General features: G+C 62.9%; 28 protein-coding genes. 15 read left to right on the forward strand and 13 right to left on the reverse strand.

The window, feature by feature from the left end:
- Positions 1–289: 289 nt before the first annotated feature.
- The gene (locus AC5RUM_RS07900) at positions 290–688 is read right to left on the reverse strand and encodes a hypothetical protein (RefSeq protein WP_494034418.1); all 399 of its coding nucleotides are present in this window, start codon (positions 686–688) and stop codon (positions 290–292) included.
- Positions 689–885: 197 nt separating this feature from the next.
- Between AC5RUM_RS07900 and AC5RUM_RS07905 the strand changes: the two genes are divergently transcribed.
- Together AC5RUM_RS07905 and AC5RUM_RS07910 are read left to right on the forward strand one after the other, a co-directional pair.
- Positions 886–1161, forward strand: a complete 276-nt coding sequence (locus AC5RUM_RS07905) for a DUF6884 domain-containing protein (protein WP_494034419.1) — start codon at positions 886–888, stop codon at positions 1159–1161.
- Positions 1162–1628: 467 nt separating this feature from the next.
- The gene (locus AC5RUM_RS07910) at positions 1629–2138 is read left to right on the forward strand and encodes a hypothetical protein (RefSeq protein ID WP_494034420.1); all 510 of its coding nucleotides are present in this window, start codon (positions 1629–1631) and stop codon (positions 2136–2138) included.
- 457 nt (positions 2139–2595) lie between these two features.
- Here the strand turns inward: AC5RUM_RS07910 and AC5RUM_RS07915 are convergent, their stop codons facing one another.
- Positions 2596–3147: an AMIN-like domain-containing (lipo)protein gene (locus tag AC5RUM_RS07915; protein WP_494034421.1), complete on the reverse strand. Its 552-nt coding sequence runs from the start codon at positions 3145–3147 to the stop codon at positions 2596–2598.
- A gap of 587 nt (positions 3148–3734) precedes the next feature.
- Here AC5RUM_RS07915 and AC5RUM_RS07920 point away from each other — a divergent pair.
- From AC5RUM_RS07920 to AC5RUM_RS07930, 3 genes are all read left to right on the forward strand, one after another.
- Positions 3735–3992: a hypothetical protein gene (locus AC5RUM_RS07920; protein ID WP_494034422.1), complete on the forward strand. Its 258-nt coding sequence runs from the start codon at positions 3735–3737 to the stop codon at positions 3990–3992.
- A 113-nt stretch (positions 3993–4105) separates the two neighbouring features.
- Complete coding sequence (locus AC5RUM_RS07925; RefSeq protein ID WP_494034423.1) at positions 4106–4423, forward strand: hypothetical protein; 318 nt, start codon at positions 4106–4108, stop codon at positions 4421–4423.
- Positions 4424–4535: 112 nt separating this feature from the next.
- The gene (locus tag AC5RUM_RS07930) at positions 4536–4730 is read left to right on the forward strand and encodes a hypothetical protein (protein ID WP_494034424.1); all 195 of its coding nucleotides are present in this window, start codon (positions 4536–4538) and stop codon (positions 4728–4730) included.
- Between the two features lie 159 nt (positions 4731–4889).
- Here the strand turns inward: AC5RUM_RS07930 and AC5RUM_RS07935 are convergent, their stop codons facing one another.
- The 3 genes from AC5RUM_RS07935 to AC5RUM_RS07945 all read right to left on the reverse strand — a co-directional run bounded on the left by AC5RUM_RS07935 (position 4890) and on the right by AC5RUM_RS07945 (position 6171).
- Entirely contained in the window at positions 4890–5414 is a 525-nt protein-coding gene (locus AC5RUM_RS07935) for an SRPBCC family protein (protein WP_494034425.1), read from the reverse strand.
- Positions 5415–5559: 145 nt separating this feature from the next.
- Positions 5560–5697, reverse strand: a complete 138-nt coding sequence (locus AC5RUM_RS07940; RefSeq protein ID WP_494034426.1) for a hypothetical protein — start codon at positions 5695–5697, stop codon at positions 5560–5562.
- Positions 5698–6015: 318 nt separating this feature from the next.
- On the reverse strand, positions 6016–6171 hold the full coding sequence (locus AC5RUM_RS07945) for a hypothetical protein (RefSeq protein ID WP_494034427.1): 156 nt from the start codon (positions 6169–6171) through the stop codon (positions 6016–6018).
- Positions 6172–6659: 488 nt separating this feature from the next.
- Here AC5RUM_RS07945 and AC5RUM_RS07950 point away from each other — a divergent pair, with 488 nt between their 5' ends.
- Entirely contained in the window at positions 6660–7190 is a 531-nt protein-coding gene (locus tag AC5RUM_RS07950) for a cupin domain-containing protein (RefSeq protein ID WP_494034428.1), read from the forward strand.
- Positions 7191–7196: 6 nt separating this feature from the next.
- Here AC5RUM_RS07950 and AC5RUM_RS07955 read toward each other — a convergent pair whose 3' ends face one another.
- The 4 genes from AC5RUM_RS07955 to AC5RUM_RS07970 all read right to left on the reverse strand — a co-directional run bounded on the left by AC5RUM_RS07955 (position 7197) and on the right by AC5RUM_RS07970 (position 10907).
- Entirely contained in the window at positions 7197–8096 is a 900-nt protein-coding gene (locus AC5RUM_RS07955; protein WP_494034429.1) for a hypothetical protein, read from the reverse strand.
- On the reverse strand, positions 8097–8468 hold the full coding sequence (locus AC5RUM_RS07960) for an SRPBCC family protein (protein WP_494034430.1): 372 nt from the start codon (positions 8466–8468) through the stop codon (positions 8097–8099).
- 308 nt (positions 8469–8776) lie between these two features.
- Positions 8777–9493: an aspartate/glutamate racemase family protein gene (locus AC5RUM_RS07965; RefSeq protein ID WP_494034431.1), complete on the reverse strand. Its 717-nt coding sequence runs from the start codon at positions 9491–9493 to the stop codon at positions 8777–8779.
- A complete protein-coding gene (locus tag AC5RUM_RS07970; RefSeq protein WP_494034432.1) occupies positions 9483–10907 on the reverse strand; it encodes an MFS transporter in 1425 nt (474 codons plus the stop codon). The genes AC5RUM_RS07965 and AC5RUM_RS07970 overlap by 11 nt, the downstream gene beginning before the upstream one ends.
- Positions 10908–11167: 260 nt before the next feature.
- Here AC5RUM_RS07970 and AC5RUM_RS07975 point away from each other — a divergent pair, with 260 nt between their 5' ends.
- On the forward strand, positions 11168–11491 hold the full coding sequence (locus AC5RUM_RS07975; protein WP_494034433.1) for a hypothetical protein: 324 nt from the start codon (positions 11168–11170) through the stop codon (positions 11489–11491).
- A gap of 244 nt (positions 11492–11735) precedes the next feature.
- Here the strand turns inward: AC5RUM_RS07975 and AC5RUM_RS07980 are convergent, their stop codons facing one another.
- Complete coding sequence (locus AC5RUM_RS07980) at positions 11736–12098, reverse strand: UBP-type zinc finger domain-containing protein (RefSeq protein ID WP_494034434.1); 363 nt, start codon at positions 12096–12098, stop codon at positions 11736–11738.
- A 243-nt stretch (positions 12099–12341) separates the two neighbouring features.
- On the opposite strand from AC5RUM_RS07980, the gene AC5RUM_RS07985 reads away from it, so the two are divergent.
- The 3 genes from AC5RUM_RS07985 to AC5RUM_RS07995 all read left to right on the forward strand — a co-directional run bounded on the left by AC5RUM_RS07985 (position 12342) and on the right by AC5RUM_RS07995 (position 15470).
- Entirely contained in the window at positions 12342–14105 is a 1764-nt protein-coding gene (locus AC5RUM_RS07985; RefSeq protein ID WP_494034435.1) for an NAD(P)/FAD-dependent oxidoreductase, read from the forward strand.
- Entirely contained in the window at positions 14089–14934 is an 846-nt protein-coding gene (locus tag AC5RUM_RS07990; protein ID WP_494034436.1) for a hypothetical protein, read from the forward strand. Before AC5RUM_RS07985 ends, AC5RUM_RS07990 begins: the two co-directional genes overlap by 17 nt.
- A gap of 113 nt (positions 14935–15047) precedes the next feature.
- A complete protein-coding gene (locus tag AC5RUM_RS07995; protein WP_494034437.1) occupies positions 15048–15470 on the forward strand; it encodes a hypothetical protein in 423 nt (140 codons plus the stop codon).
- A gap of 69 nt (positions 15471–15539) precedes the next feature.
- On the opposite strand, the gene AC5RUM_RS08000 is transcribed toward AC5RUM_RS07995, so the two are convergent.
- Entirely contained in the window at positions 15540–16028 is a 489-nt protein-coding gene (locus AC5RUM_RS08000) for a VOC family protein (protein ID WP_494034438.1), read from the reverse strand.
- A gap of 155 nt (positions 16029–16183) precedes the next feature.
- Between AC5RUM_RS08000 and AC5RUM_RS08005 the strand changes: the two genes are divergently transcribed.
- From AC5RUM_RS08005 to AC5RUM_RS08025, 5 genes are all read left to right on the forward strand, one after another.
- On the forward strand, positions 16184–17113 hold the full coding sequence (locus AC5RUM_RS08005; protein WP_494034439.1) for a carbon-nitrogen hydrolase family protein: 930 nt from the start codon (positions 16184–16186) through the stop codon (positions 17111–17113).
- A 626-nt stretch (positions 17114–17739) separates the two neighbouring features.
- Entirely contained in the window at positions 17740–17979 is a 240-nt protein-coding gene (locus tag AC5RUM_RS08010) for a hypothetical protein (RefSeq protein ID WP_494034440.1), read from the forward strand.
- A 372-nt stretch (positions 17980–18351) separates the two neighbouring features.
- Positions 18352–19707, forward strand: a complete 1356-nt coding sequence (locus AC5RUM_RS08015; RefSeq protein ID WP_494034441.1) for an extracellular solute-binding protein — start codon at positions 18352–18354, stop codon at positions 19705–19707.
- A gap of 3 nt (positions 19708–19710) precedes the next feature.
- A complete protein-coding gene (locus tag AC5RUM_RS08020; RefSeq protein ID WP_494034442.1) occupies positions 19711–20592 on the forward strand; it encodes a carbohydrate ABC transporter permease in 882 nt (293 codons plus the stop codon).
- On the forward strand, positions 20589–21464 hold the full coding sequence (locus tag AC5RUM_RS08025; RefSeq protein ID WP_494034443.1) for a carbohydrate ABC transporter permease: 876 nt from the start codon (positions 20589–20591) through the stop codon (positions 21462–21464). The genes AC5RUM_RS08020 and AC5RUM_RS08025 overlap by 4 nt, the downstream gene beginning before the upstream one ends.
- A 46-nt stretch (positions 21465–21510) precedes the next feature.
- Here AC5RUM_RS08025 and AC5RUM_RS08030 read toward each other — a convergent pair whose 3' ends face one another.
- Both AC5RUM_RS08030 and yidC read right to left on the reverse strand, forming a co-directional pair.
- The gene (locus AC5RUM_RS08030) at positions 21511–21909 is read right to left on the reverse strand and encodes a nuclear transport factor 2 family protein (protein ID WP_494034444.1); all 399 of its coding nucleotides are present in this window, start codon (positions 21907–21909) and stop codon (positions 21511–21513) included.
- A 51-nt stretch (positions 21910–21960) separates the two neighbouring features.
- A complete protein-coding gene (gene yidC, locus AC5RUM_RS08035; RefSeq protein WP_400575989.1) occupies positions 21961–22935 on the reverse strand; it encodes a membrane protein insertase YidC in 975 nt (324 codons plus the stop codon).
- Positions 22936–23003: the final 68 nt, after the last annotated feature.

A 23003-nucleotide genomic window follows, 5' to 3' on the forward strand; every position in this document is an offset into this window, starting at 1 on the left:
AGGGGAGTTGTTGTGAGACTCCAACTTTGTTGACTTGGTCGTGAGTGTTTCCGCTGGCCATGAAGGGGGCAGGGTGGGACCATCAGAACAAAGAGTGGCAAGAAACCTTGGAGCTGCCGCGTCGATTCGGGTGGACGAGTAAGAGCCAAACAAACCACGGTGGCCTCAGACTGCAGTGCCCGGATGGTACGCAGTCCATGCCCGAGCCTCTGACCGCAGCGTTTCGTTCGACTGACCGGCCTCCCTATACCCTGGCCGGAGCCTTCCCGGCCTTCCCAGGGCGCCTGGTTCAGTTCCCGGCAGCAGCGAAGAGCCCGTCACCGACCAGCCTTAGCGTCGTCACGAGAACAGCCATCAGCATGAAGGCAGCACCGAACCACCGAAGCCAGCGGGGGTTCGCGAAAGGGGTGGTTGAGTAGTCCTGACCCCACATCTGGAGCTTCTCCATCATGGCCGCATAGACGACGGCCGATCCCCGGAAGTTCGTCGCCAGAATAAGACCGAACAGGGCGGCAATCACCCCTATGCCTGCCGAGGCCCACGACATCACAGCTTCTTGTTCGGATTCCCTGAAGACGAACGTGCCGGCGAGCATCGCGATACCGAAGATCAGGGCAGCTGCCAGATACACCATCATGATGGCTTTCTGGGGCTGGGGCAGAGCCTTGACGAGCTTCCATGAGTCCACGAGTCCCCCTTGCTTCTCGGAGCCAGCTGCTCGTTGCTGGACGGCCGACGGCGGGCTGGTTGGGTCTCGGTGCTTAGCCCCGCAGGCCCTCCGCCGCCGGCCTCCTGGCAGCATAGGCCGGACGCCATGTGGGAAGCCTATGACACCTGCATATAGAACTGAGTCAAAGCCCTCACTTCTGAGTGTGCCCGGACCAGGTGTCATCAGGTCGCCCCCGGATTCTCCAGCCGTATGACGTGAAGCTGGGGACCAACGCCCGGACGTCTCCTCCGATCCACCAGTGGTCGGCCACAGTGAGGGAGCAGCTCACCGCCGAGCTTGCCGGTGTCGGGAACGTGAAGCTCGTCGTCCTGGCGGGGGAGCAGTACCGGTACGCGGTCTACAGGGGCCCGTGGGAGTACGAGGTCCCCACGCAGGGTCTTGGGATCGGCCAGCAGCTCGGCTGGCTGACCGCGCAGCTGGCAGCGGCGTGACAGCCGCGACGCGGGGCCGCGCTCGGTTCTGCCATAGGCCGACGGCGGGCTTGGCTTGACGGCAGAGCGGTGGGCCCCAGCCTCCGGCCGTCCCGCACAAGCGGGAGCGGAAAACCTTGCACGGAGCGTGGACTCGTTTCGGAAGGACGCGAACGTGCCCCCCCCAGTTTTGAGGGTAAGCCGTGTCCGCGCCCCGACGTCCCCCCGGATTTCCCAATGCGAGCAGGGCACACTGACTGTGCCCTGACGTTGAAAGTAGCCGCTAACCGTCGGTTCAGGGTTAGCTGGGTCCGGTTACATTCCCCTGAAATGCTGGACCCGGCTATCCAGGTGGTGAGCTTCCGGGCAACGCGATAAGCCGACAGGCAGATTAGCCGACGTCGATTATTGGCCTGCGAGCGTAGGAGGAAATCGGCATGGCGGAGGAGACGCTCAGTCCGGCACCTCGGGGCTGGTGGGAAAGGATCTTGGCAAGGTCATTTGGGCTGCTGCTATTCCTGGCTACCTTAACGTCGGACCTTCTCAGCGAACGCTTTGGATTCTGGGGTTCGACAACTATGTCCTTCGGCGCCTTCGGATTGGGCGCTCTCCTGCTCGTCCACATGGCAGCACCGGAGAGGAGAGAGCGCCTGGCACGAGATGCCGAACGAGGCATCATCGAGTGCGCTATCCGCTATCCAAATTCCCATCCGGGTTCCATACGCCACCTTTGGCTGCCCGGGTTCGCTCAAGTGACCCGCGGGACGATCAGGTTTCAGCCGGACCTTAGCGGCGCAGGCAACCCCAGCGGCACGATCAGGCCCTTCTATGACGTCATCCTCAAGGGGACGGTCGAACCGCCGGCCAAGCGACCCGCGGAGTTGAAGCGACGCTGGCGGATCGTCGCGCTCGGGACAGACGAAGGGCTGCTGCATGTCGCGGCCGGTGGCACCGGCCTGCAACTGATCGAAGAACGGCTCGGGAACCACGGGGCATGATGGTGGCCCTGCCGGCGACGGCAGCGCGCGCTGGAACCGCCCCATGACTAGGATTTACGGTGATCCGGACGTGACTCGGCGTAGCCAGGTGCCCGTAGGCTAAGAATGATGTCCTACGACCTGGCTGTAAACACCACAGAACCGCTCACACATGATTAGATGAGCGCAGTCGTTGAGGCATCTGACGATTTGGTCATCGGCGGATGGTCGCAGAACAGTCCCGGCGATCCTTTTGTCTTCACCATCAACCGGGGCAAGCGGAAAGCGTATTGCTTTACCGTCGAGGGACCCTACAGGCTTGAACTCGAGGACGTACCTGAAGACGTGACCGCGATCGTGCTCGGAGCCTCTCACCTCTACATCGTCTTGGTTGAAGGCAGTCGCTGCGCGTTGCAGGCAAAGCGGTGCCCCGCCTCCCTTTGGGAGCGGGGCACCGCTACTTATCTGGCTTTAGCTGTCACCATTGGTGGGCGACGTCGATCACGAGCTTGGATCCGTTGCCGGGACCTGCAACGGTGAATACCTTGAAGGGCAGCCGGGCGCGGACGCCGAGGCCCAGGGTGGTGCGGCCCTCAAAGCTGCCTGCCCAGGCCACCTGCCTGAACGTTTTGCAGTTCGAAACGTTGGTCACCTCGGAGCGGTTGGCCGGCACGAAGGTGGCCTTGCCCGTGGCGCTGTCATAGCTGGGTGCGTGGGCGGTGACCTGCAGGAATGCACCACCTCTGAGCTTGATGGGCAGTCCGGACCCGGCCTGTGCGACCTTTGAGACGTAGCGGACGTTGTAGCCGGTTGCCTTCCCTTTGATGTCGATGACCAGGCGGTCGAAGCAGTAGTGCTTTCCGGAGCGAACGTTGGTTACTGATGCGGCGCTCATGGTCTGGTTGGTCTTGGCCAGCGAGCTCCAGGCCAGTCCGCAGTAGGAGGGGGTTGCGGAGGCGGACCCCGGAACCAGCAGGCCCAGCCCGAGAGCCATGATGATGGCAGTCAGCCAGGCGCTTACTTTTTTCATGTGGGTACCCCTTTCGGGTGTGAGTGATTGGATGACACCAGAGTAGGAGCGCCAAAAGCCCGAAACGAGGGATGTTTCCGGTTCTTCGTACAACCGTTAAAGCGCCGGAAAACCGATCACGGGAGCGTAAAACCGGGGGCGCATTTCGGGGCCGTCGAAAGACGTTTGTGGCCCTTTCTCAACTCGGCTGTTATCGCCGGTAACGGCCGATACTCCGCGCCGGCAAGTACAGATACCGCCTCACTCGGGACCAGTACGCGCTGCCCAACAAGACGCCGTCGACCCGGCTCCCCGGGGAGATGTACACCGACGAACTCTGGGGTACTGCGTTGGCAGCTCCTACCCGCGGGACGGTGAAGAGACCTGGCCGGCAGCAGCGTCCATTGTCATAGCCGAAGAATGATCGCTGTGCCGTCTCCCAGCCGGGCCTATGCAGGCCGGGGCAGGGCGGGGTAGCTTCGATACAGGAGCCCTGCGCGTCAGAATCTTTCCACAGGGAACCCTTCCAGGGATTGTGTGCACTCCCTTGAGGTACGCCGCTGTAGCCGCATGGCGGCCACCCCGCACACCTGAGGAAAGAGCCTGCCATGGCCACCTCTCATTTCCGCCAGTTCCTTGGCGCCGCCATCGGACCGGCTCCAGGAACAGAAAGTCTGCTGCGCCCCGGGTGCCTTTATGGCCTTCGCACCAGCTGGTGGCTGGCCCCCGTGATGACGGCTAAGCACGACGCGTCCTTCTGTAACGGCATGCGAATGTGCCACATCAACGTCCGCGACGGCAGGCTGCGAATGCAAGGCCGCGCCGCGCCCGTCTGCATTTTCACCAGCTACCCGCCCGCAGCCTAATCATGTCATTCGGATTTCACGGCTTCCGTCATGGCGGGGCAGGGCGGCACCGGGCGCTGCCGGTGATGTGCGGCAACTGCGGCACAGATCGCCATGTCACGATCAGATCCGTCATGGACCTGCCAGGCGAGGCGGCCGACGTCGTGTTGGTTTCCTACACATGCCACCGGTGCGGCACCTTCAGCGAGCATCGTGCCCACGTCGCCGACCTGTCGATGATCCTGGCACGTCCGGAACAGGCAGGGGACGTGCTCATATTCGGCAGTCACTACATGCACTGCGGGCAGCCGATGAAAAAAGCCGGCTCAGAGCTGCGCAAGCTCTCCGTGCCGCTGTCCACCGAAGGTGCAGCCGAGGACTCCCTGGGCGTCTACCTCTCCACCCGGGTTCTCAGATGCGACTGCGGCTTCCAGATCGAACTGCCTGAATGACCAGCCCACTGCAAGCGCTATTCGAGCCCGTACCCCAATACCAGGGAGCAGTCAGAACCACCCCGCCGTTTCTGCACTGCGCTCTCGCCGCCCCTCCAAAGGAGATCCCGCCATGAGTGAAAGTGAAGACAATAGCCCCCGCACTGGAGAAGCCGCTGTACGGACCGGAGCCAATGACCACTCGTGGGAACGCGAGCACCGCCATCCCACGCCCACCCAGGCCCGCGGCATGCTCCAGCGACGAAGGGATGCCGAGGCAAAGCTGGAGCAGCATCAGCAGGAGGCCCGGCGCAGGGCCGCGGAATAACGAAAGCTCGCCCCGTGGCATCTCACGAAAGTGAGAGGAGCGGGGCGTAGAAAAGACCGCCCGGAAAGGCTGGGGGAGACATTCCGGGACGGCCAACTCCATTACATCTTCTTCTCGTCAGGGGAGTCCACTTCTGCCCCGGGGCAGGCGCCGCCCGGGTTAGGCGTCAGTGCCGGAGCCTCGGGTTTCGATGAATTCCTTGAATCGGCGGAGGTCTGCTCTGACTTGCATGTTGTCGAACCCGAAGGCTGCCCCGGCTTGCTCTACCAGGTTTTCGGGAGACCATTCCAGTCGGACCCAGATACGGGTGGTGCCCTGGCCGAGCGGCGTGAATGCTACGGCTCCGGCGTGGGTGACACCGTCGGTGCTGCGCCACGCTATTCGCTCGTCCGGAGAGTCTTCTACTGTTTCGGCATCAAATTCCCGCTCCACGCCACCGATGTTGGTCACCCAGTGGGTGATCCTGTCACTGACCCGCCTTACGGACTGGACCCCCGACATGAACTGCGGAAAGGATTCGAACAGCCACCACTGCTCATACGCCTCGCGCACAGGAACAGCTACCTCGATGGTTTCTTCGACAGTCTGCATCTGTTCCCCCTGGAGCCCGAGTCCTAGTGCTGCCTGTGCCGGCCGCTCCGACACGACCAGGGCGACCCGGAAAATGGCTGTCAGGGGCGGCAAGGACCTCTTCCTTCTCGCGGGGTAAGTACCCAACTAAGGATGGCTGAAACGCAAACAGCCTAGCCAAACGGTATCGACTGTCCCGATGGGTGACGCTGCCCGGGATGGGCAGGCCGTCTCCGGACTGTGGCCGAGTCGCCGGGAGTCAGTCCTGGTCGTGCGGGGCGCACAGTTCACGCAGCTCGCGCTCCGCCGCGATGAGTCTGCGGACGAAGATGATGCACTGGTCATCACTGAGGCGCAAGGCACTGGCGGCTGCCTTGCCCCGTTCGGTGTCATGCACAGTGTCCGTCGCGCCTGCAGATCGATTTGGAGGGCCAGACTCGTGGGCGGAAGTTCCGAATCGGGGGCAACCTTCTCCGCCATGCCGCTGTACTGGTAGGCATCCGCGAGCCGCTGCTGAATGCGCTCCGGCCCGGTTGCCAGAGTGTCAATGGCACGTTCGATTACCGAGAGCATGTGCTGCGCCCAGGCATGTTCCATCGGCCTACTGTAACGGTCTGCCAGCTGTTTTGGAGCGGACCACGGATCATCCAACTGGGGCACTGACAGCTTTGCGGAGCTGCCTCTCGTGTCGACAACTCCTCCAGACGCCTACTGCTTAGTGCGCGTGATGCGCGGCCTTTCGACTGGCTCTCCGGTCGTGGCGTCGGGCCCGCCTCTCATCGCGGTCCACACGGGACAGCAGCACCAGGATCGTACAGACCCAGATGACAAGAAACAGAAAGACCAGAGCAATCGCTTCCTGGCTGCCCATACAGCAATTTTATGTCCGTAGGGACATCAAATGGGATGGAGATCCGACGCTGCCAGACCAGCAGGGCGCCCCAGGCAGTTCTACAGGATTTGGCTCCGGCCGCGGCGGGAAGGCCTTCGACGGTGCGCCAGCCGCTGCACTCGTGTTATGCGGTGCGACCGCTGGTGAGCGGCCCTGTCGGCTCTCCGTTCCTGGCGCCGCGCCCGCCTTTCAGGACGGCCCAGCGTAGAAAGCAGCACCAGAATCGTGCCCGCCCAGATAATAGCCATCGCGAATAGCAGTGCGATCGCTTCCTCCGGGGCATACTGCAATTTTATGCATCGGGAGGCGCCCATGCGGGCGGGGTGCTTGGCACTAACACTAGGCCTACTCCTTGCCCGGCAGTCGAAGCTCCTCTCGATGACAACCACGGTCACAAGTTGGGCATCGATGCAACATTGACCGGAAGACCCTTTGCATGGAGGGACGTACAAGCGGACGATAACTCCATGGGCACGAAGAAGAGCGGGCCGACCGGCGCGGACGCGGGCCTTCTGGTACGCTTCGGGGATGCCATGACTGCCCGGACCCTTCTCGATGCCACCGCAACAGCGGGAAGCTTGGCGGTCGTCGAGCACGTTCTTGCCCCCAAGGAACTCGCGGCACCCCTGCACAGGCACAGCCGCGAAGATGAGTTCACCGTTGTGACCGCTGGACGCGTCGGCTTCCTACTTGGCGAGGAGGTTTTTCACGCCGGTCCCGGAGAGCTGGTTCGAAAACCCAGGAACCAATGGCATACGTTCTGGAATGCTGGCGAAGTGTCGGCTCGGGTCTTGGAAATCATCGCGCCGGCTGGGTTCGAGAAGTACTTCGAGGAAGTCGAGCCATTCTTTCCTGAAGGATCCCCGCCGGACCTGGAAGGCATGGCACGGGCAAACGCCAAGTACGGGCTGCAGATGGACTTCGCCTCACTGCCGACGCTGATCGAACGCTTCGGCCTGGTCCGCCCGGCAGAAATGGACGGCACCGCCCCGGCCTAGGAGTGCCTACTCGGCCTCCGGCATGTCGCCAGTGAAGCCGTACTTCTTGTGCACTTTGCGGAGCAGCACGGTCAGGTCCTGGATGACGAGCAGGCGGATGTCGCTCTCGTCCGTTTCCAGGATCCGGTCGAGGTTCGGCATGATGGTGCTGGTAACGGTCAGTCCCGTCTTCCGCATCCGGGTCGAAGTAGCTGTGTCTCCCGTATGCATCGCGGCCGCCCCCGTGTGCCAGCGGTAGCTACCGGCGATCCTGAACTCCAGCGCCCGCAGCGGGCCGCTGAGCCACCATTGCCGCCATGGCGCTGAGGCGTTCAAGTCCATCGTGACTTCCCGGGCCCTCCCCCTGTACAACCGCACCCGGTACTGGGCATCCTCGAGGTCTTCGTTGTAGACCAGGAACTCCGGAGCGTCCTCACGCAGGACAAAGGGCCACAGCGTCTCGGTGCTCCGCTCGAAGGCAACCTGAAAATCAAGCGGGAACGCGTTACCGAACATGCCCTCGATGTAATCAATGGCGGCCGGCCGGTCCCGGTGCTCCCTGAAATGCCCCTCCGGCGGCTGAAAATTACCGACAAGGACCTGATAGAGGCACCAGCCCCTCAGCCACTGCGCATACTCGAAAGGCTTCGGCTCGGGCAGCCGCCCCAGCGGCGGCGCGGGATCCTCGCCGATCAGGTGGACGTTTGGTGCAAGGGCCAAGGCCTCGTGGGATTCGAAGAGGTCCCTAGGCTCCGGCCTGGCCGACCATTGCTCATACACCTCGGCGGCGCTCCACTGCGCCTGCTCGTAGAGGTCGATGATAGTTTCGGGAGTCTCGGCGCGCAGCTTCCTGATCAGTAGCTCCGATTGCGGGCCGGGATCGTGGTTCCCCAGCCGCGCTTCCTGCACGAAAACCTCCAGGTCCACCTACTGCCCCTTTACCGTTCGCGCGCCCGCAGCCAGGTGCCGGTTGCGTTGCTCGATGAGGTTCCGAAGGTAGCGGGTGAGGACCAGCTTTTCGGCCAGGACCCCGAGTAGCCCGAATGGTGCCGCGAACTCGATCCGGTCCACCATCAAGGTGCTGTGGGCGTCCTCACTGAACTCGTGGATGTGGCGGAAGCTCCGGAACGGCCCCCGAACCTGCTCATCCACGAAGTAGTCCGGCGCTTCCATTTCGATGATCCGGCTCGTCATCCGCAGCGGCACCCCGAAATGCCAGGCCCGCCAGGTCACCTCCTCACCGAGGGAAATCAACCCAGAGGTGACACCCGCGATTGCCCGCTCCCGGGAGTGCGCCATGGATCCTTGTGGGCGTCGATGCTCCGGAAAGGTCAAAGAGCTGTGATTTGCCGAGAGTCGTCCGGGTCGTGCATTCGAAGGAAGCAGCCATGGTCAGAGTATGTCAGTCTCCGGGCCACCGTTCCGGACACTTCGCGCCAGCGCGCCCTCTCTCCACCTGCATGTCCTTCGCGCCAGTGATCATTTCGTTCCTCAAGGACCAGCCGGAGTGAGGCTCTCCACGCTGAGAGCATGACAAGGGGCTGCACCCTCTCACGTGGGCGCAGCCCTTGTCTGCCTATTTGGCGTTAGCGGTCTGCTGCATCTGGTCACGGGGAGGTGGTGACCTGCTTTTCGGCAAGAACGCGTAGAACCACGGTGCACGCACTTGGCACGGGCTGGATGATCTCCGCAATGCCTGTTGTGGCGAGCCGCCGGGCCGTGTCGCTGAGGGGCCCGCCGGCGATGATGACCGCTTCGGCCCCGTCGTCCCGGCTCGCTTTCTGGACGGCCCCGAGCAGCTCTTGGAACTGCCGCTCCGGATCCGCGGCCAGCGCCAGGGGTTCTGAGGGTGTGAGCCTGACGCCCGTGAACCACTGGGTCTGCCCGTGCTCTTCAACCAGCGAGGCGAGGGAGCCGGCCAGCAAGGGTGTGCTGGTGGCCATCCCAAACCGCCGTCCCGACCCTACTGCTGCAAGTATCGATCCCTGCCCGATACCCACGACAGGGATGTCAAGATCGCCAGCCAGAACACTGCGCCCCGGGTCGCCGATGGCTGCGACGATGACCGCCACCGCCGAGGATCCGTCCGGGCCGTCCAGGTAACCGTGCACGGCGGTTTGCACGTGCCTGCCCGAGTCCAGCAGCGACGCCGGATCGATGATCATGGCTGGGCCTTCGGCAGCCGTCAGCCCTATCACCTGAAGCCCTTCGGGTTCGAGGATTCCGGCGGCGATGCCGGTCATCAGGTCCGTGGTGCGCTGGTTGCTGTTTGGGTTCACCAACAGGACCTGCCTCCTGGTGCGCATGCTGGGGTCAGTGCCCATAAATGGCTCCTTCCTCCTCTGTGGGGTCCTCTTCGAGGGGCTGACCGAACGTTTCCGGTGGGAATTGCACCACGATGGCCAGGATGATGAAGAGGCCGGCGAGGGTTGTGAACATTCCAGTGAGTCCGGCGGCGTCGAAGATAACTCCCGAGATCAGCGGGAAGAGGCCGCCCGAGAGGGAGCCTGCAGCCAGGATGATGGAGGTGCCAAACCCGCGGGTCCGGGTGGGGTACAGTTCCGGGGCGAACAGCCAGATGGTGGTGTTCAGGATGATGACCGAGAAGTTGAACACCACACCGCAGGCGACGATGATGGCGATGTCGGTGGCCAGGAAGGCCATGGAGAGTCCGGCTAGGCAGCCCAGGATTGCTGCCGCGGTGAGGACTTTCTTGCGGGGGAGGCGGCTGGCCAGGAAGGCGGCCGTGGCGGCACCGATCAGCGATCCGGACTGCATGATGAGGGTGAACCAGAGGCTCGTGTTCACGGCGTAGCCGCGGGAGACCAAGATGGTGGGCATCAGTGTCAGCATGGAAATCTGGGCGGCGTAGGACATACAGACGGCGATGCCGAGGAGGACTGTCCGCTTCAGGAGCCGGCCGCGCAGGGCGTCCTTCCAATGGCCTTTGGACTCCGTGACGGCCGGGCCGGGGACGGCGGTGATGAAGACTTCAGGGTCCTCGACCTTGCCGGAGAGCTTGCCCCTTGCCAGGCGGGTGATGACCAGGTTTGCTTCATCAAGCCGGCCCTGGGATGCCAGGAAGCGTGGCGTTTCCGGGACGTAGCGGCGGAAGAACATCACGAGGATGGCAGGTATGAAGAGCAGGCCGAAGACCCAACGCCACTTGTCCGGGCCATCAAAGAGGGTGAAGACCAGGATGCCGAAGGCGGGAGCCAGCATGTTTCCCAGTCCGGCGGCGGTGACGTTGATCAGGCCCACTGCGGTGCCGCGGTGTTTGGCCGCAAAGAATTCAGCCATCATGATCACGGCGACGGCGATTTCGCCGCCCAAGCCGAACCCGACGATAAACCGCCCGGCAGCAAGGATGGGGTAGTTCGGCGCCACGGCACACAGCAATGAGCCGCCTGCGAAGATGATCAGGTTGATGACCAGCATGTTCCGACGGCCGTACTTGTCAATGATCAGCCCGGTCGCGATGCGTCCCAGGGCCGTGGCCGTGAAAGTCATGGTGTTCAGCAGGCCGATGTCGCCTGCGCCCAGCCCCCAGGACTCGCGCAGCACCGGACCGGTGATGCCGACGGCGTTCTGTTCGAGCGCGTCGAAAAACACGCCGAGCAGGATCATGAGAACAATGTGTCGGTGTGCCCCAGTCACGCCGATCCGCTGGTAGGCACCTTCGATTTGTTGGGCGAGGGAGGTCTTCGTGCTTCCCGCCTCGGCAATTTTCTCTTCCAAGGTTTGCTCCTTTGAGCTCAGTAGCCCGCCGCTCATCTTTGAGGCGGCGTGAGACTTCTTCCACAATGCGGATGTTCGCTATCGCATTAGGGAATGTGTGAGTCAAGTTACATGTGGGGCACCAGGGGAAGCAACGAACCTGCGAAGAAACGAATTGTGACCGGCGTTCCTGGGTGTCTCCGGAACCCGCCCCGTGGGCACACATAGGATGAACCGGTGACCGACGAACCCAAGAAGCAGGGCTTACTCGGAGGCCACGGATGACTGATCAGCAGAAACGCGTACACGAGGGCAAAGTGCTGCCTCCGGCGGTGACCCGGGTCATCGCCGCTGATGCGCTTGGCGCGTTCAACGAGATCGTGGGCTTTTTGCGCGAGGCGATCCAGATCCATGAGACGGAGAGCACGAAACGCGAGCATCTCAAGACATATCGGGAGACAGAGGTCGCGAGGATCAAAGCATCCGAAAAGGCCCTTCGGTACTACCTGGACCGGACCTATGAGGAGCGCCACGAGACGCATAAACGACTCTTCGAGACGTGTAAAGGACAGGCTCGTGGACGCTTCCCAAGTTGGAGACGGTAGCCGGAAGTAGGTGTTCGAGGGCTCTTTGATTAAGCCACCCGACAAAGCAACGAGGTTGCACTATTCTCTAACGGCGACTTCAAAAGACGGGTCCGTGGGTCTAGTCGTGCGACGCAGGGAAAAGGCCAAGTAACTGACAATGGCGCCATCTTCGGGTGGTGGAGGAACCCGCGGAAACGATGGGGCCAACTTTGCGGAATGGTGCAAGTAGATCGGAATCTCACAGTTGGTTCTGGATCCGCGGTTACCGGTGTAAGTGCTCTCGCCAGTCTGCGGGTACCTTGTCTGACGGTGCAGGTGCCGGCTGCTCCAGGGGCCTGGACTGAGGATCCGGAAGCCGCGGGCCGCGGAAGAACTTCTTCGTGGCGTGCTCGTAGAACCACTCCTCCCCAGGTTCAAAGGACCTCATGACGGGGTGACCGACGGTTCGCGCGTGGGCACTGGCATGCTGTGAGGGTGATGAGTCGCAGCATCCGATGTGGCCGCATTGGGCGCAGCGGCGAAGGTGTAGCCACCAGCCTGGGCCGTCACCGCTGAGGCACTCCAGACACCCTGTTCCACTGGGTGTGGCGGCGAGGCTGATTCCTGGAATAGGGCGCTCCTCCATGGATCCTCCATCTCCATCGCTCCGGTTCTGCTCAGGTCATCCCGCTTGCCCACCCCGGGAGCAATTCTGGCAGAATCTCCGCGCCCTAGGAATGACGGAATCGAGACGGCAACCGGGGCCCAATACACTCCGACACCGCTGGGCGAAGGACCTTCCAGGAGGCAACAAGCAACCCTTGTCCCCAATGTCTTGGCGCGAGTATCGTGAGCGTCACCGAACCATTGATCCGGAAAGACGGCTGCCATGGATGACTCGGTTCCGGTCATGCTGATTGCTACCACAGACCCGACCTCTCGGCGCGTTCTTGGAGATGAGTTACGTCGACGGTACGGTGCCGACTATGAGGTGGTGGCCTGCGCTGGCCACGCCCACGGGCGGGCGGTGCTTGAGGGGCTCCGGCGCTGGAATCGTCAGGTCGCCCTCATCCTCGGGTGCTACGGTCCGGCTGACCGCGGTGGACTCGATTTCCTGCGGCGTGCCTATGTCTTTCACCCGGCAGCCAAGCGTGGTGTTGTGGTGACATGGGGTGACTTCGCCAGCGCCCCCACAGTATTCCGGGCGATCGCGCAGGGGTACGCCGAATTGGTGATCATACGTCCCGAACGATCGCGCGACGAAGAATTCCATGGGGCGATTACCGACGCCCTCGACGACTGGCACCTGGCCCAGGGGGTCGGGTTCGAGGCGGTCCGGCTGATCGGGGAGGTAGGGGACGAAAGGACCCATATGTTGCGCGATTCCTTGAGTCGAAACCACATCCCGGTGGGCTTCCACCCTGTAGGGTCCGAGACCGCGCAACGGACGCTGGAGAGCCTGGACCTGCGCGACCCCCTGCTGCCGGTCATGGTGCTGGAGTTCACGGCTTCGCCAATTGTCCTCGAGAACCCCAGTGACCTGGAGATCGCCGAAGCGATGGGGGTGACGCGACCGCCACCGGCGGACAAGATCTTCGATGTGGTGGTTGTGGGAGCCGGTCCATCCGGTCTCGCGACCGCAGTGTATGCCTCCTCCGAGGGCCTCTCCACCATGGTGGTGGAGGGTGAGGCTGTGGGAGGCCAGGCCGGCACCAGCTCGTTGATCCGCAACTACCCTGGCTTCTCCCGCGGTGTGAGCGGTGCCCACCTGGCCTACCGCTCATTTCACCAGGCCTGGACTTTGGGCACGGACTTCCTGTTCATGCGGAAGGTGGAGGGGGTCCGCGTGGACGGGGCGTTGTACGCTGTGTCGATTTCCGACGGAAGTGTCGTGCGGTGCCGCACAGTCGTGGTGGCCACCGGAGTGGACTACCGTCGGCTCGGCTTACCTCAGCTGGAGGATCTGGTCGGCAGAGGCGTCTTCTACGGCGCCACAGTCTCCGAGGCGCCGTCGATGGCCGGAAAGCACGTCTGCGTCGTGGGCGGCGGCAACTCGGCCGGACAGGCGGTTCTGCACCTTGCTAAGTACGCGAAGAAGGTGACGCTGCTGGTGCGCGGACCCACCCTGTCGGCAAGTATGTCGGACTACCTCATCTCCCAACTCGAGGCCACCCGGAACGTTGCGATCCGCTACAGCACCGTGATCGTGGGGGCCCGCGATCAGGACGGATTCCTTGCATCCGTCAAGGTCGCCATATCCGGAGCCGAAGCAACCCCGAGCGAGGAGATCGAAGCGGGCGGTTTATTCGTGCTGATTGGTTCGGTGCCGCGGACCTCCTGGCTGCCCGACACCGTAGAGCGTGACCCAACCGGTTTTCTGCGCACGGGCGCCAGCCGGGATGTCAGTGAGGCCGGGTCCACCAGGCAGGACAGGCCGCCATTAGCGCTGGAAACCAGCATGCCGGGCATTTTCGCTATCGGCGACGTGCGGGCCGGCTCGATTAAAAGAGTGGCCACTGCAGTTGGGGACGGCGCCACCGTGGTCTCGATGCTTCACACCTACCTTGCCGAGAACCCCCTGCCTGCCTCGCCCCCTGCCCTTGGTGATGCCGCCGCACCCGAGGAGCTGCCCGGTGATGTCCACTTCAACTGAGGTCACACCGTTGATTCCGCCGATGCGGTGGCTGCTCTTCGTCGCTGCATTCCTCGTGTTCCTTGCCGGGCTCGTGCTGTTCGTATTTCCGCTCCGGACTGAGGAATGGTTCGCGTGGACAGTCAATCCGCCCATGACAGCGGTCTTCCTCGGGGCGGCATACTGGTCGAGTGCCGGCCTGGAGGTGACCGGCGCCCGCTCAGCGAATTGGGATTCAGCGAGGCTGGCAGTCTGGCCCGTGTTCGTCTTCACGACATTGACCCTCGGAGTCACCCTGCTTCATCTCGATCGATTCCACCTGTCATCAGACACTGCCCCCACTGCCCAAGTAGCCACTTGGGCGTGGCTGGCAATCTATGCCGTCGTGCCCGTGGCGATGCTCGTCATAAGCTGGATGCAGATCCGGTCCCTGCGTCCCGTCCCAAGCTCCGTAACGTCGGGACGGCCGGTGCTACCCCCTGCGCTCCGGCTGCTCCTGGTGGGAATCGCCGCGGTACTGCTGTTATATGGCGTGGCACTCCTGGCAGTACCCATTCCTGCCGCGACGTGGTGGCCGTGGCCACTGTCCGAGCTCACAGCGAGAGCGATCGGAGCGTGGCTGGTCGGTCTTGGGTGGGCGGCCGCGCAGGGGCAGTTGAGCGGCGACGTTCGCACCGTCCGCCCCGTGGCGCTAACCTCAGTTGCCTTCGTCATTCTGCAGGCGCTTGCCCTGCTGCGGTATGGCGACGCCCTGACATGGCCGAGCGTACCGGCGATCGGCTTCGTAACCGTACTACTTGCCATTGGAGTGGCCGGCGTATGGGCACTCGCACTCTCCCGTGGCCGGTAGTCCGGCCGGAATTTCATGAGCGACCTACATGAATAAGAGAGGGGGTGCTGGCTTTGCCTGCCGTCCAAACTACCCCGGGAAACCAGGCCCGCCTCCGGGCGGGGGCCGCTCTCATGACGCTTGCGGGGCTGGCCTTCGTTGCGTACGCCGCAGTATTCCTTGGACTCAATTTCACGGGCGCCTTCCTCGAGCTGGGTATTGGCCCCGATCAGGTGGACAAGGGAATGGCGGAGGTCGAGGCGTTCAGCCCGCAGCTGCATCACTACATCAGCCATCTGCACATTGCGCTGAGCGGCTTCATCGCTGCGACCGGGCTGGCCATCGCAGGCCTGTCCTGGTACGGGGTGCGCCGAGGAGATCGGTGGGCCTTCGCCACAGCCGTTGTGGTCCCGACCGTCGGACTCGCAGTGGCCCTCCCCGCGCATTACCCGTGGGGTCTGGCCACGCTAGGGCACCTCGGCCCGGTCTACCTCGCTGTCCTGATTTTCCTGGCAGGGGTCGGGGTAGCCTACAGCGGGATGCGAAGCCCGCGATGAAGCACGATTGAGATTCCCAACTAGTCCGCCGGCGGATCGTGGTCAGTAGCCGAGATTCGAAGTACCTGCTCAGGCCGGTGGCGCCCAGCTCTGCAGCTCGACGGCGTTGCCCTCGGGGTCGCTGACATAGCACCAGGTGACCCGGCGCCCGTCGGCTGTCGTGAGGGTGACGACCTCGCCGACCGAGCTCCCGCCCTCATCGAGGACGCGGCGTCGAGCGGCGTGGACATCCGCAACCGCGAAGGCGATGTGGCGGAAGCCCGGCCGGTCAATTCCCACTTCCGACGCTCCGTCCGTCGAGGCGAACGTGTAGATCTCGAGCGTCGGTCCGTCATCGCCATGCCCAGGCAGCCGCAGATGCACGCCCTGGAGGGCGGCGTTCGGCACGGCGGTGCCGCGCTCGAGGTCGGGCCCCGAGTAGTCGCGCTCCGGTGGAACCGGCGTGCATCCGAAGAGACGCACGTACCAGTCGGAGAGGCGGCGCCAGTCGTGCGCGATCAGATTCGTGTGCCCGTATCGGACGCCATCGATGGGTCCGCTTGCCTCGTCACCAGCCATGAACGCATCGTACCCACTGCGAGCCCAGAATGAACCGATAAAGGCGGTGCAGACGGCACGGCGATCCTGGCCGCCGGCTTCCTGACCAATGAAGCGCTGCAGTGTTGACGAGGCGCTGGATTGCGTGCCAACGTTTCGTCATGTCCACAGGAACTGTGACAATCGCTGCGATTCAGGCCACTCCGGTCATCCTCGATGCTGAGGCATCGGTGTCAAAGGCGCTCCATCTCTTGGCCGAGGCATCAGGCAAAGGCGTGAAACTCGCGGTTTTCCCTGAAACGTTCATCCCCCTGTACCCCTCGGGGGTATGGGCCCGCGAAGCGGCCCGTATCGACGGATTTGATGAGATGTGGACCCGCCTCTGGGCCAACTCTGTAGACGTCCCCGGTCCCCAAATCGACCGTTTCATCAAGGCATGTGCAGAACACGACATCTACTGCGTGCTTGGAGTGAACGAACGGGAATCCGCCAGGCCCGGAAGTCTCTACAACACCATGATCTTGCTTGGTCCTGAGGGTCTGCTCTGGAAACACCGGAAGTTGATGCCCACGATGCATGAGCGCCTTTTCCACGGCGTCGGTTACGGACACGACCTGAATGTCACTGAAACTCCAGTCGGGAGGGTTGGCGGCCTCATCTGTTGGGAGAACCGCATGCCTCTCGCTCGATATGCGATCTATCGTCAAGGCGTGCAGATCTGGACGGCCCCGACGGCCGATGACTCAGACGGCTGGATCTCCACAATGAGTCACATAGCGATCGAATCCGGCGCGTTCGTGGTCTCTGCCCCTCAATACATCCCTCGGTCTGCGTTTCCCGATGACTTCCCGGTTCAGTTGCCAGACGATGATCAGGCGCTCGGACGCGGTGGAGCGGCGATCTTCGAGCCACTTAACGGCCGTGCCATAGCGGGTCCTCTCTATGACCAGGAAGGGATCGTCGTCGCCGACGTCGACCTAAATCGTTCCTTGACCGCCAAGCGAATTTTGACGCCGTGGGGCACTACAGTCGTGAAGACGTTCTCTATCCGCAGGCCCCAACGACGCATCGGTAGGCCCAGCATTTTGGCCTCGCAGACCACTTGAGCGCGTAAAATTGCCTTATGCGCCCCGAGGAAGCGATCGCTCTTGTATTCGCGATGGCTGGCATCTGGGCGGGCACCATTCTGGTGCTGCTTTCGAGGCTCGACAGCCCTGAGAGGCGGGCGCGGCGCCAGCAACGGAGAGCAGACCGGGCCGTGCACGAGCGCTCGCACCGCGTCACGCGGGCGCGCCGGCTGGCACACCATCGAAGGCCGGCCCGCCGCGGCCGGAGTCGAATCCTCTAAAGGTGCTTGGAAAGTCTGCTGACTTAGCAACATCTGGTGGGCACCCCATGAGATGCCCTTCCGGACATAACATTGTTGTATGGGCAGCCCCGAAGCGATTGCTCTTGTCTTTCTATTTCTTGTCATCTGGGTCGGCACGATCCTGGTGTTGCTGTCCCGTGTGGACCGCGATGAGAGGCGGGAACGGCGCCACCAACGGAGAGCCAGTCGACAGGCTGGGCATCACGCGCACTAAGCAATCCAACCGCTCGTGGCATAACCACCGGCAGAGTTGACGACACGCCAGACAGCTTCGCAAGACTGTCAGCGGCCGGCGAGATCATGGACGTATGACGGCGCCAACAGTGGAAGCTGCGATCCATGACCTGATGGATCTCGCTTGGAATGTGGTCTACGACCTTCTCGTGGAGCGTGGCCTGCTCGGTGACGGGCTGGACGTCGATGAGTACACAGGGATCCATTCCTGGGTGGAAGGCCCTGACCCGCAACACCATCGTGCACTCACGTACGGTTGCGGTGTTGTTCCTCGACACTCGCCCGGTCGATGCCATCGTGTTCCATCACGACCTGCTCGGCGCCCACGACCCGAAGAGCTTCTTCAGCAGGGAACCCGGGAGGGCCTAGAGGCGGCAACTTTGGCGGGTGGGTAGGGCCTGCGGGAGGGTGATCACGAACTTCTGACAACCCCGACCGCTGCCGCCGGGGACCTCGCCGGCGCAGAGAGGGTCCCGCTTTACCCCCACCGGGCAGGAATCAACTGGCGCTGTCTGGGGCGACACCCGCGCCGAGGCTGCCTAAAGCTAACGCATTTTGCTGACCGGAAAGGGATACTCTGTCAGAGAGGCTGGGGAGGTTCCCGCCTGAAGGCTATTGCTCGAAGGTTGAGGAGCGGCTCCCGCCGCTTAACCGCTGGGTGATAGCTCACCCGAAACTGCATACAGGCTGGGGCCAGCTGGAGGATATTGGGGGCTGCAGCCGCTCGAAGATTGGAGCGTCATGCACCGCCCTGCCAGAACGTTTGTGGCACTGTTGTCTGCGGCAGTGCTGCTGGCAACATCGGCCTGTTCCCCGGAACAGCCGGCCGCAGAAAACCGGACACTGAAGATCGTCTACCAAAAGACAGACTCCTTTACCGCCCTCGACACCCTGTTCAAGGATGCCAAGAAGGAATTTGAAGCCGCTAATCAAGGCACCACCGTTGAGCTGCAACCCATCGAGGCGAACGACGACGACTATGGCACCAAGCTTGCACTGGCCCTGAGGTCGGCGGAAACCGCTCCGGACGTCTTTTACGAGGACACTTTCAAAGTGCGGTCGGACGTCGACGCCGGATTCCTCCTGAAGCTGGACAGTTACCTTGAGAAATGGGACGACTGGAAGACCTACGGCGAAGCCGTCAAAGCTGCCGGCACCGGTGACGACGGCGGCACCTACGCTGTCCCGCTGGGCACTGACACCCGCGGCATCTGGTACAACAAGAAGGTCCTGCAAAAGGCAGGGATCGCCGTGCCGTGGCAGCCCCGGACCTGGGATGAAATACTCGACGCCGCCCGCAAAATGAAAGCCGCGGATCCGTCCGTGGTTCCCTTCAACATGTACGCCGGCAAGGCGACCGGTGAAGGCACCGTGATGCAAAGCTTCTATGAGCTGTTGTATGGCACGGACAGCGAGCTGTATGACCAGCAGGAGAAGAAGTGGGTGGTCGGTTCGGAGGGCTTCACCGATTCGCTGGCCTTCCTGAAAACCCTCTACGACGAAAAGCTGGCTGTTACGCCTGCGGAGGCGCTCGACGCGAACGTCTGGAAGAAGGTCTTCGGCGAATGGTTGCCGAAGGGCAAAATGGGGGCCGTCGTGGAAGGTTCCTACGCGCCGTCGTTCTGGCAGAAGGGCGGCAGTTACGAGTGGGCAGGCTACGCCGAAGACATGGGCGTGGCCAAGTTCCCCACCCAGCGCGGCCAGGAGCCGGGCGGCGTCAGCATGTCGGGCGGCTGGACCCTGGCCGTCGGTGCGGACTCGAAGAATCCGGACCAGGCCTTCCAGTTCCTTGCCACGGCCCTGAACAAGAAGAACTCACTGGCGTTCACCGTTGCGAGTTCCCAAATCGCGGTCCGGTCCGACGTTGCCTCCGAGCCCGACTATCTGGCGGCCAACCCGTTCGTCAAGGACGTGTCAGAACTCGTTTCCGTCACCCACTACCGACCAGCAACAGCCGACTATCCGCGGATCTCCGCGGCCGTGCAGGTTGCCACAGAAGCCGTGATCACGGGTAAGCTGTCGCCGCAGGAGGCAGCCGAGCAGTACGACAAGACAGTCAGGGACCAGGTGGGTGACGCCAAGGTCCTGCAGAAATAGCGCATGGGTGCCCGCAACCCCGACCGGCAGCAGCTCCGGCTGCTGCCGGTCGTGCCGGCCGTCCTGCTGCTCCTCCTTTTCCTCGCGGCGCCCGTCCTGTGGTCCTTCCACGCATCCTTCACGAATACGGCCCTTACCGGCCGGAACGCCAGGAATCCGGCCTGGACCGGCGTCGAGAACTACGCGCGGCTGCTGACCGACTCCGCATTCCCGGCGTCAATTATCCTGACAGTTGTTTTCGTGGTGGCTTCCGCGATCGTGGGCCAGAATCTGCTGGGACTGCTGATTGCCGGACTGATGACGCGTGCCCGGAAGCCCGTGTCCGCCGTCGTGGGTACCGCCGTGGTGGCGGCCTGGGTTCTTCCCGAGATTGTTGCCGCATTCGCCGCTTACGCCTATTTCAGCAAGGACGGGACGTTCAACCAGCTGCTCGCAGGTGCGGGCTGGAGCGGTGCCGACTGGCTGTACGCGTTCCCCATGGTGGCCGTGGTGCTCGCCAACATCTGGCGCGGCACCGCCTTCTCTATGCTGGTGTACAGGGCGGCCCTGGCCGATGTGCCGCAGGACATCTCCGAAGCCGCCCTCATGGACGGTGCATCCGGCCGGCAGCGGCTGGTGTTCATCACGCTGCCATTGATCCGGTCCAGCATTGCCACGAACCTGATGCTCGTGACCCTCCAGACCCTGGCGGTCTTCACGCTGATCTGGGTGATGACGGCCGGCGGACCGTCCAATGCCAGCACCACTTTGCCGGTCCTTGCCTATCAGGAGGCCTTCAAGTTCGGCGACATCGGCTACGGCACCGCCATCGCCTCCGTGCTTATCGTCCTGGGCCTGGTGTTCGGGATTGCCTACGTCCGGCTGCTCAAGGGGGACAGCCGATGACGACGGCGGACCAGGCGGCCCGGCGGACCGCTAACGGGCGGGTAAACTCGCCGCAGCGCCGCACTGCCAGTGCTCCGGCAGATGCCGCGCTGCTGCTGATCGGCGCCTGCTTTCTGCTGCCGTTGCTGTGGCTGCTATTCGCTTCGCTGGATACCAACGCCGGTTACCAGACACAGCTGCCCGCCAACGCTTCCCTCACCAACTTTGCGGCCGTCCTCACGCCGGAATTGCTGCTCAGGCCGCTCTGGAACAGCCTTGTGCTCTCCGGTGGGACGGCAACGGTGACCCTGGCGGCTGCCGTGCTGGCCGCCTACCCGCTTTCCCGGTTCCAGTCCAGGTTCAACAAGCCGTTCCTGTATTCGATCCTGTGCGGGACCTGCCTGCCCATCACCGCGATCATGGTTCCGGTCTACGGCCTGTTCGTCCAGTTGCGGCTGCTGGACTCCATGCCGTCAACCGTTCTCTTTATGGCGGCAACGGCGCTGCCAATGGCCATCTGGATGACCAAGAACTTCATGGACACGGTGCCCGTCTCGCTGGAGGAAGCCGCCTGGATGGATGGGGCCTCCGGTCTGACGGCCCTGCGCACCGTGGTGCTGCCCCTAATGCGCCAGGGGCTGGGCGTCGTGTTCATCTTCGTTTTCATCCAGACCTGGGGCAACTTCTTCGTGCCCTTCATACTCCTGCTGTCCCCGTCGAAACAGCCTGCGTCCGTTTCGATCTTCAGCTTCTTCGGCCAGCATGGCGCCATCGCCTACGGTGAGCTGGCCGCATTCTCCATCCTCTATTCGGTTCCGGTCCTGGTCCTGTACGTTCTGGTGGCGCGGGGGTCCGGCGGATCGTTCGCGTTGTCCGGGGCGGTCAGGGGCTAAACCGCGGTCAGTCGATGTCGTCCCACCGTTGCGAACGGGATTGACGTCACTCAACCACGGTGTCTGCATGCCGGTGGGCCACTTTCCATTCGCCGCCTTCGCGGCGATAGATCTGCGTGGCCCGCAGGCTGTAACTGCGCGGCTGGCCGTCGACTGATGCTGAAGTGTGCTCTAAACCTGCGGTATAGGCCACGTCACCCACGACGTCATAGGCCTGCAATTCGAAGTTGTACGACGTGCAGTCAGAGAATTGCCTTTCAAGGCCCGTGAACAGCTCGTCCAGTTCACGCTGCCCAATAGCGCTGCGCCACGCTCCCAAGATGCTCACCGGCTCTTTGCGGGACCATAGCGCCCGTCGCGGCGCGGCGTCCCCGTTGTGAAGGGCGACTTCCGCCTGATACAACGCGGACTTCACCCAGGCAAGGAATTCGTCGGAGTCACTCATACCTCAGTATGCTCCGGCAACACAGTCGCTGCGAGAGCCAAACGGCAGGCGCTACTTCCTCTTCTTTTTCCTGTTCTTGCGTTGTGGCTGGCTGCGCTGGCTGTGGGCGTGTGCGATCGCAGCGGCAGCCTCTGCCTCGACGTCGGCCTTTTTGCTTCCAGGGGAGGGAGCTGGCGGGAGGCCTTTCGCGGCGCGGCGCTCGGCGAGGGCCTTTGCTGCGGGGGAACCCGGCGTCGGCATCCGGCGAATGACGAAGAACTGTTGACCCATGGTCCACAGGTTGGTCGTCGTCCAGTAGATCAGGACACCGATCGGAAAGTTAATGCCGCCCACACCGAACACGATGGGCAGGAGGTAGAGCATCATTTTCTGCTGGCGCATGAACGGGGAGGCCATGGCCTCTTCAGACATGTTCTTGGCCATGATCTGCTTCTGCGTGATGAACTGCGAGGCCGTCATCGCCAGGATCATCACGATAGTCAGGATGGTGACCGCTGTCGGATTGCCTTCGGGATTGTGAAGCAGAGTAGCCGAGAGCGGGGCGCCGAAGATGGTGGAGTCATCGAACTGGATCACCTGGGCGTGGCTCATCGCACCAATGCCCTTGCCCTGGTCACGGGCTGTGCTGATGCCCGACAGCACAGTGAACAGCGCGAAGAAGAACGGCATTTGGATCAGGAGGGGCAGGCAAGCGGAGAACGGGTTGGTGCCGTGCGTCTTGTACAGTGCCATCTGCTCCTGACCCATGGCCTGGCGGGACAGCGGGTCTTTCTTGCCCTTGTACTTGTCCTGCAGCTTCTTCAGGTCCGGCTGCAGCAACTGCATGCCGCGCTGCGCCTTGATCTGCTTGACGAACACGGGAATCAGGGCTGCCCGGATCACCAACACGAGCCCGATGATGGACAGCGTCCACGTCCAGCCGCTGGCCGGCGGCAACCCGATGATGCTCAACCCCTCATGGAAGCCCACCATGATGATGGACACGAACCAGTTGAACGGAAACATGACCGTTTGAAAAAAGTCCATGCAATACCCCTGTTCATCAGGCCCACCCCAGGGCAGCCGTGCGTGCTCGTCGCCGTTCTTGCCCGCCC

The organism is Arthrobacter sp. B2060, assembly GCF_059090445.1.

Bases quoted from the DNA above. Each gene is read 5' to 3' on its own strand.
- AC5RUM_RS07995 (WP_494034437.1), top strand. From the start codon at position 15,048: ATGACGCTTGCGGGGCTGGCCTTCGTTGCGTACGCCGCAGTATTCCTT.
- yidC (WP_400575989.1), bottom strand. From the start codon at position 22,935: ATGGACTTTTTTCAAACGGTCATGTTTCCGTTCAACTGGTTCGTGTCC.
- AC5RUM_RS08020 (WP_494034442.1), top strand. From the start codon at position 19,711: ATGGGTGCCCGCAACCCCGACCGGCAGCAGCTCCGGCTGCTGCCGGTC.
- AC5RUM_RS07985 (WP_494034435.1), top strand. From the start codon at position 12,342: ATGGATGACTCGGTTCCGGTCATGCTGATTGCTACCACAGACCCGACC.
- AC5RUM_RS08010 (WP_494034440.1), top strand. From the start codon at position 17,740: ATGTGGTCTACGACCTTCTCGTGGAGCGTGGCCTGCTCGGTGACGGGC.
- AC5RUM_RS07990 (WP_494034436.1), top strand. From the start codon at position 14,089: ATGTCCACTTCAACTGAGGTCACACCGTTGATTCCGCCGATGCGGTGG.
- AC5RUM_RS08000 (WP_494034438.1), bottom strand. From the start codon at position 16,028: ATGGCTGGTGACGAGGCAAGCGGACCCATCGATGGCGTCCGATACGGG.
- AC5RUM_RS07975 (WP_494034433.1), top strand. From the start codon at position 11,168: ATGACTGATCAGCAGAAACGCGTACACGAGGGCAAAGTGCTGCCTCCG.
- AC5RUM_RS07950 (WP_494034428.1), top strand. From the start codon at position 6,660: ATGGGCACGAAGAAGAGCGGGCCGACCGGCGCGGACGCGGGCCTTCTG.
- AC5RUM_RS07920 (WP_494034422.1), top strand. From the start codon at position 3,735: ATGGCCACCTCTCATTTCCGCCAGTTCCTTGGCGCCGCCATCGGACCG.
- AC5RUM_RS08030 (WP_494034444.1), bottom strand. From the start codon at position 21,909: ATGAGTGACTCCGACGAATTCCTTGCCTGGGTGAAGTCCGCGTTGTAT.
- AC5RUM_RS07980 (WP_494034434.1), bottom strand. From the start codon at position 12,098: ATGGAGGAGCGCCCTATTCCAGGAATCAGCCTCGCCGCCACACCCAGT.
- AC5RUM_RS07925 (WP_494034423.1), top strand. From the start codon at position 4,106: ATGGACCTGCCAGGCGAGGCGGCCGACGTCGTGTTGGTTTCCTACACA.
- AC5RUM_RS07965 (WP_494034431.1), bottom strand. From the start codon at position 9,493: ATGGGCACTGACCCCAGCATGCGCACCAGGAGGCAGGTCCTGTTGGTG.
- AC5RUM_RS07945 (WP_494034427.1), bottom strand. From the start codon at position 6,171: ATGGGCAGCCAGGAAGCGATTGCTCTGGTCTTTCTGTTTCTTGTCATC.
- AC5RUM_RS07960 (WP_494034430.1), bottom strand. From the start codon at position 8,468: ATGGCGCACTCCCGGGAGCGGGCAATCGCGGGTGTCACCTCTGGGTTG.
- AC5RUM_RS08025 (WP_494034443.1), top strand. From the start codon at position 20,589: ATGACGACGGCGGACCAGGCGGCCCGGCGGACCGCTAACGGGCGGGTA.
- AC5RUM_RS07915 (WP_494034421.1), bottom strand. From the start codon at position 3,147: ATGAAAAAAGTAAGCGCCTGGCTGACTGCCATCATCATGGCTCTCGGG.
- AC5RUM_RS08015 (WP_494034441.1), top strand. From the start codon at position 18,352: ATGCACCGCCCTGCCAGAACGTTTGTGGCACTGTTGTCTGCGGCAGTG.
- AC5RUM_RS07930 (WP_494034424.1), top strand. From the start codon at position 4,536: ATGAGTGAAAGTGAAGACAATAGCCCCCGCACTGGAGAAGCCGCTGTA.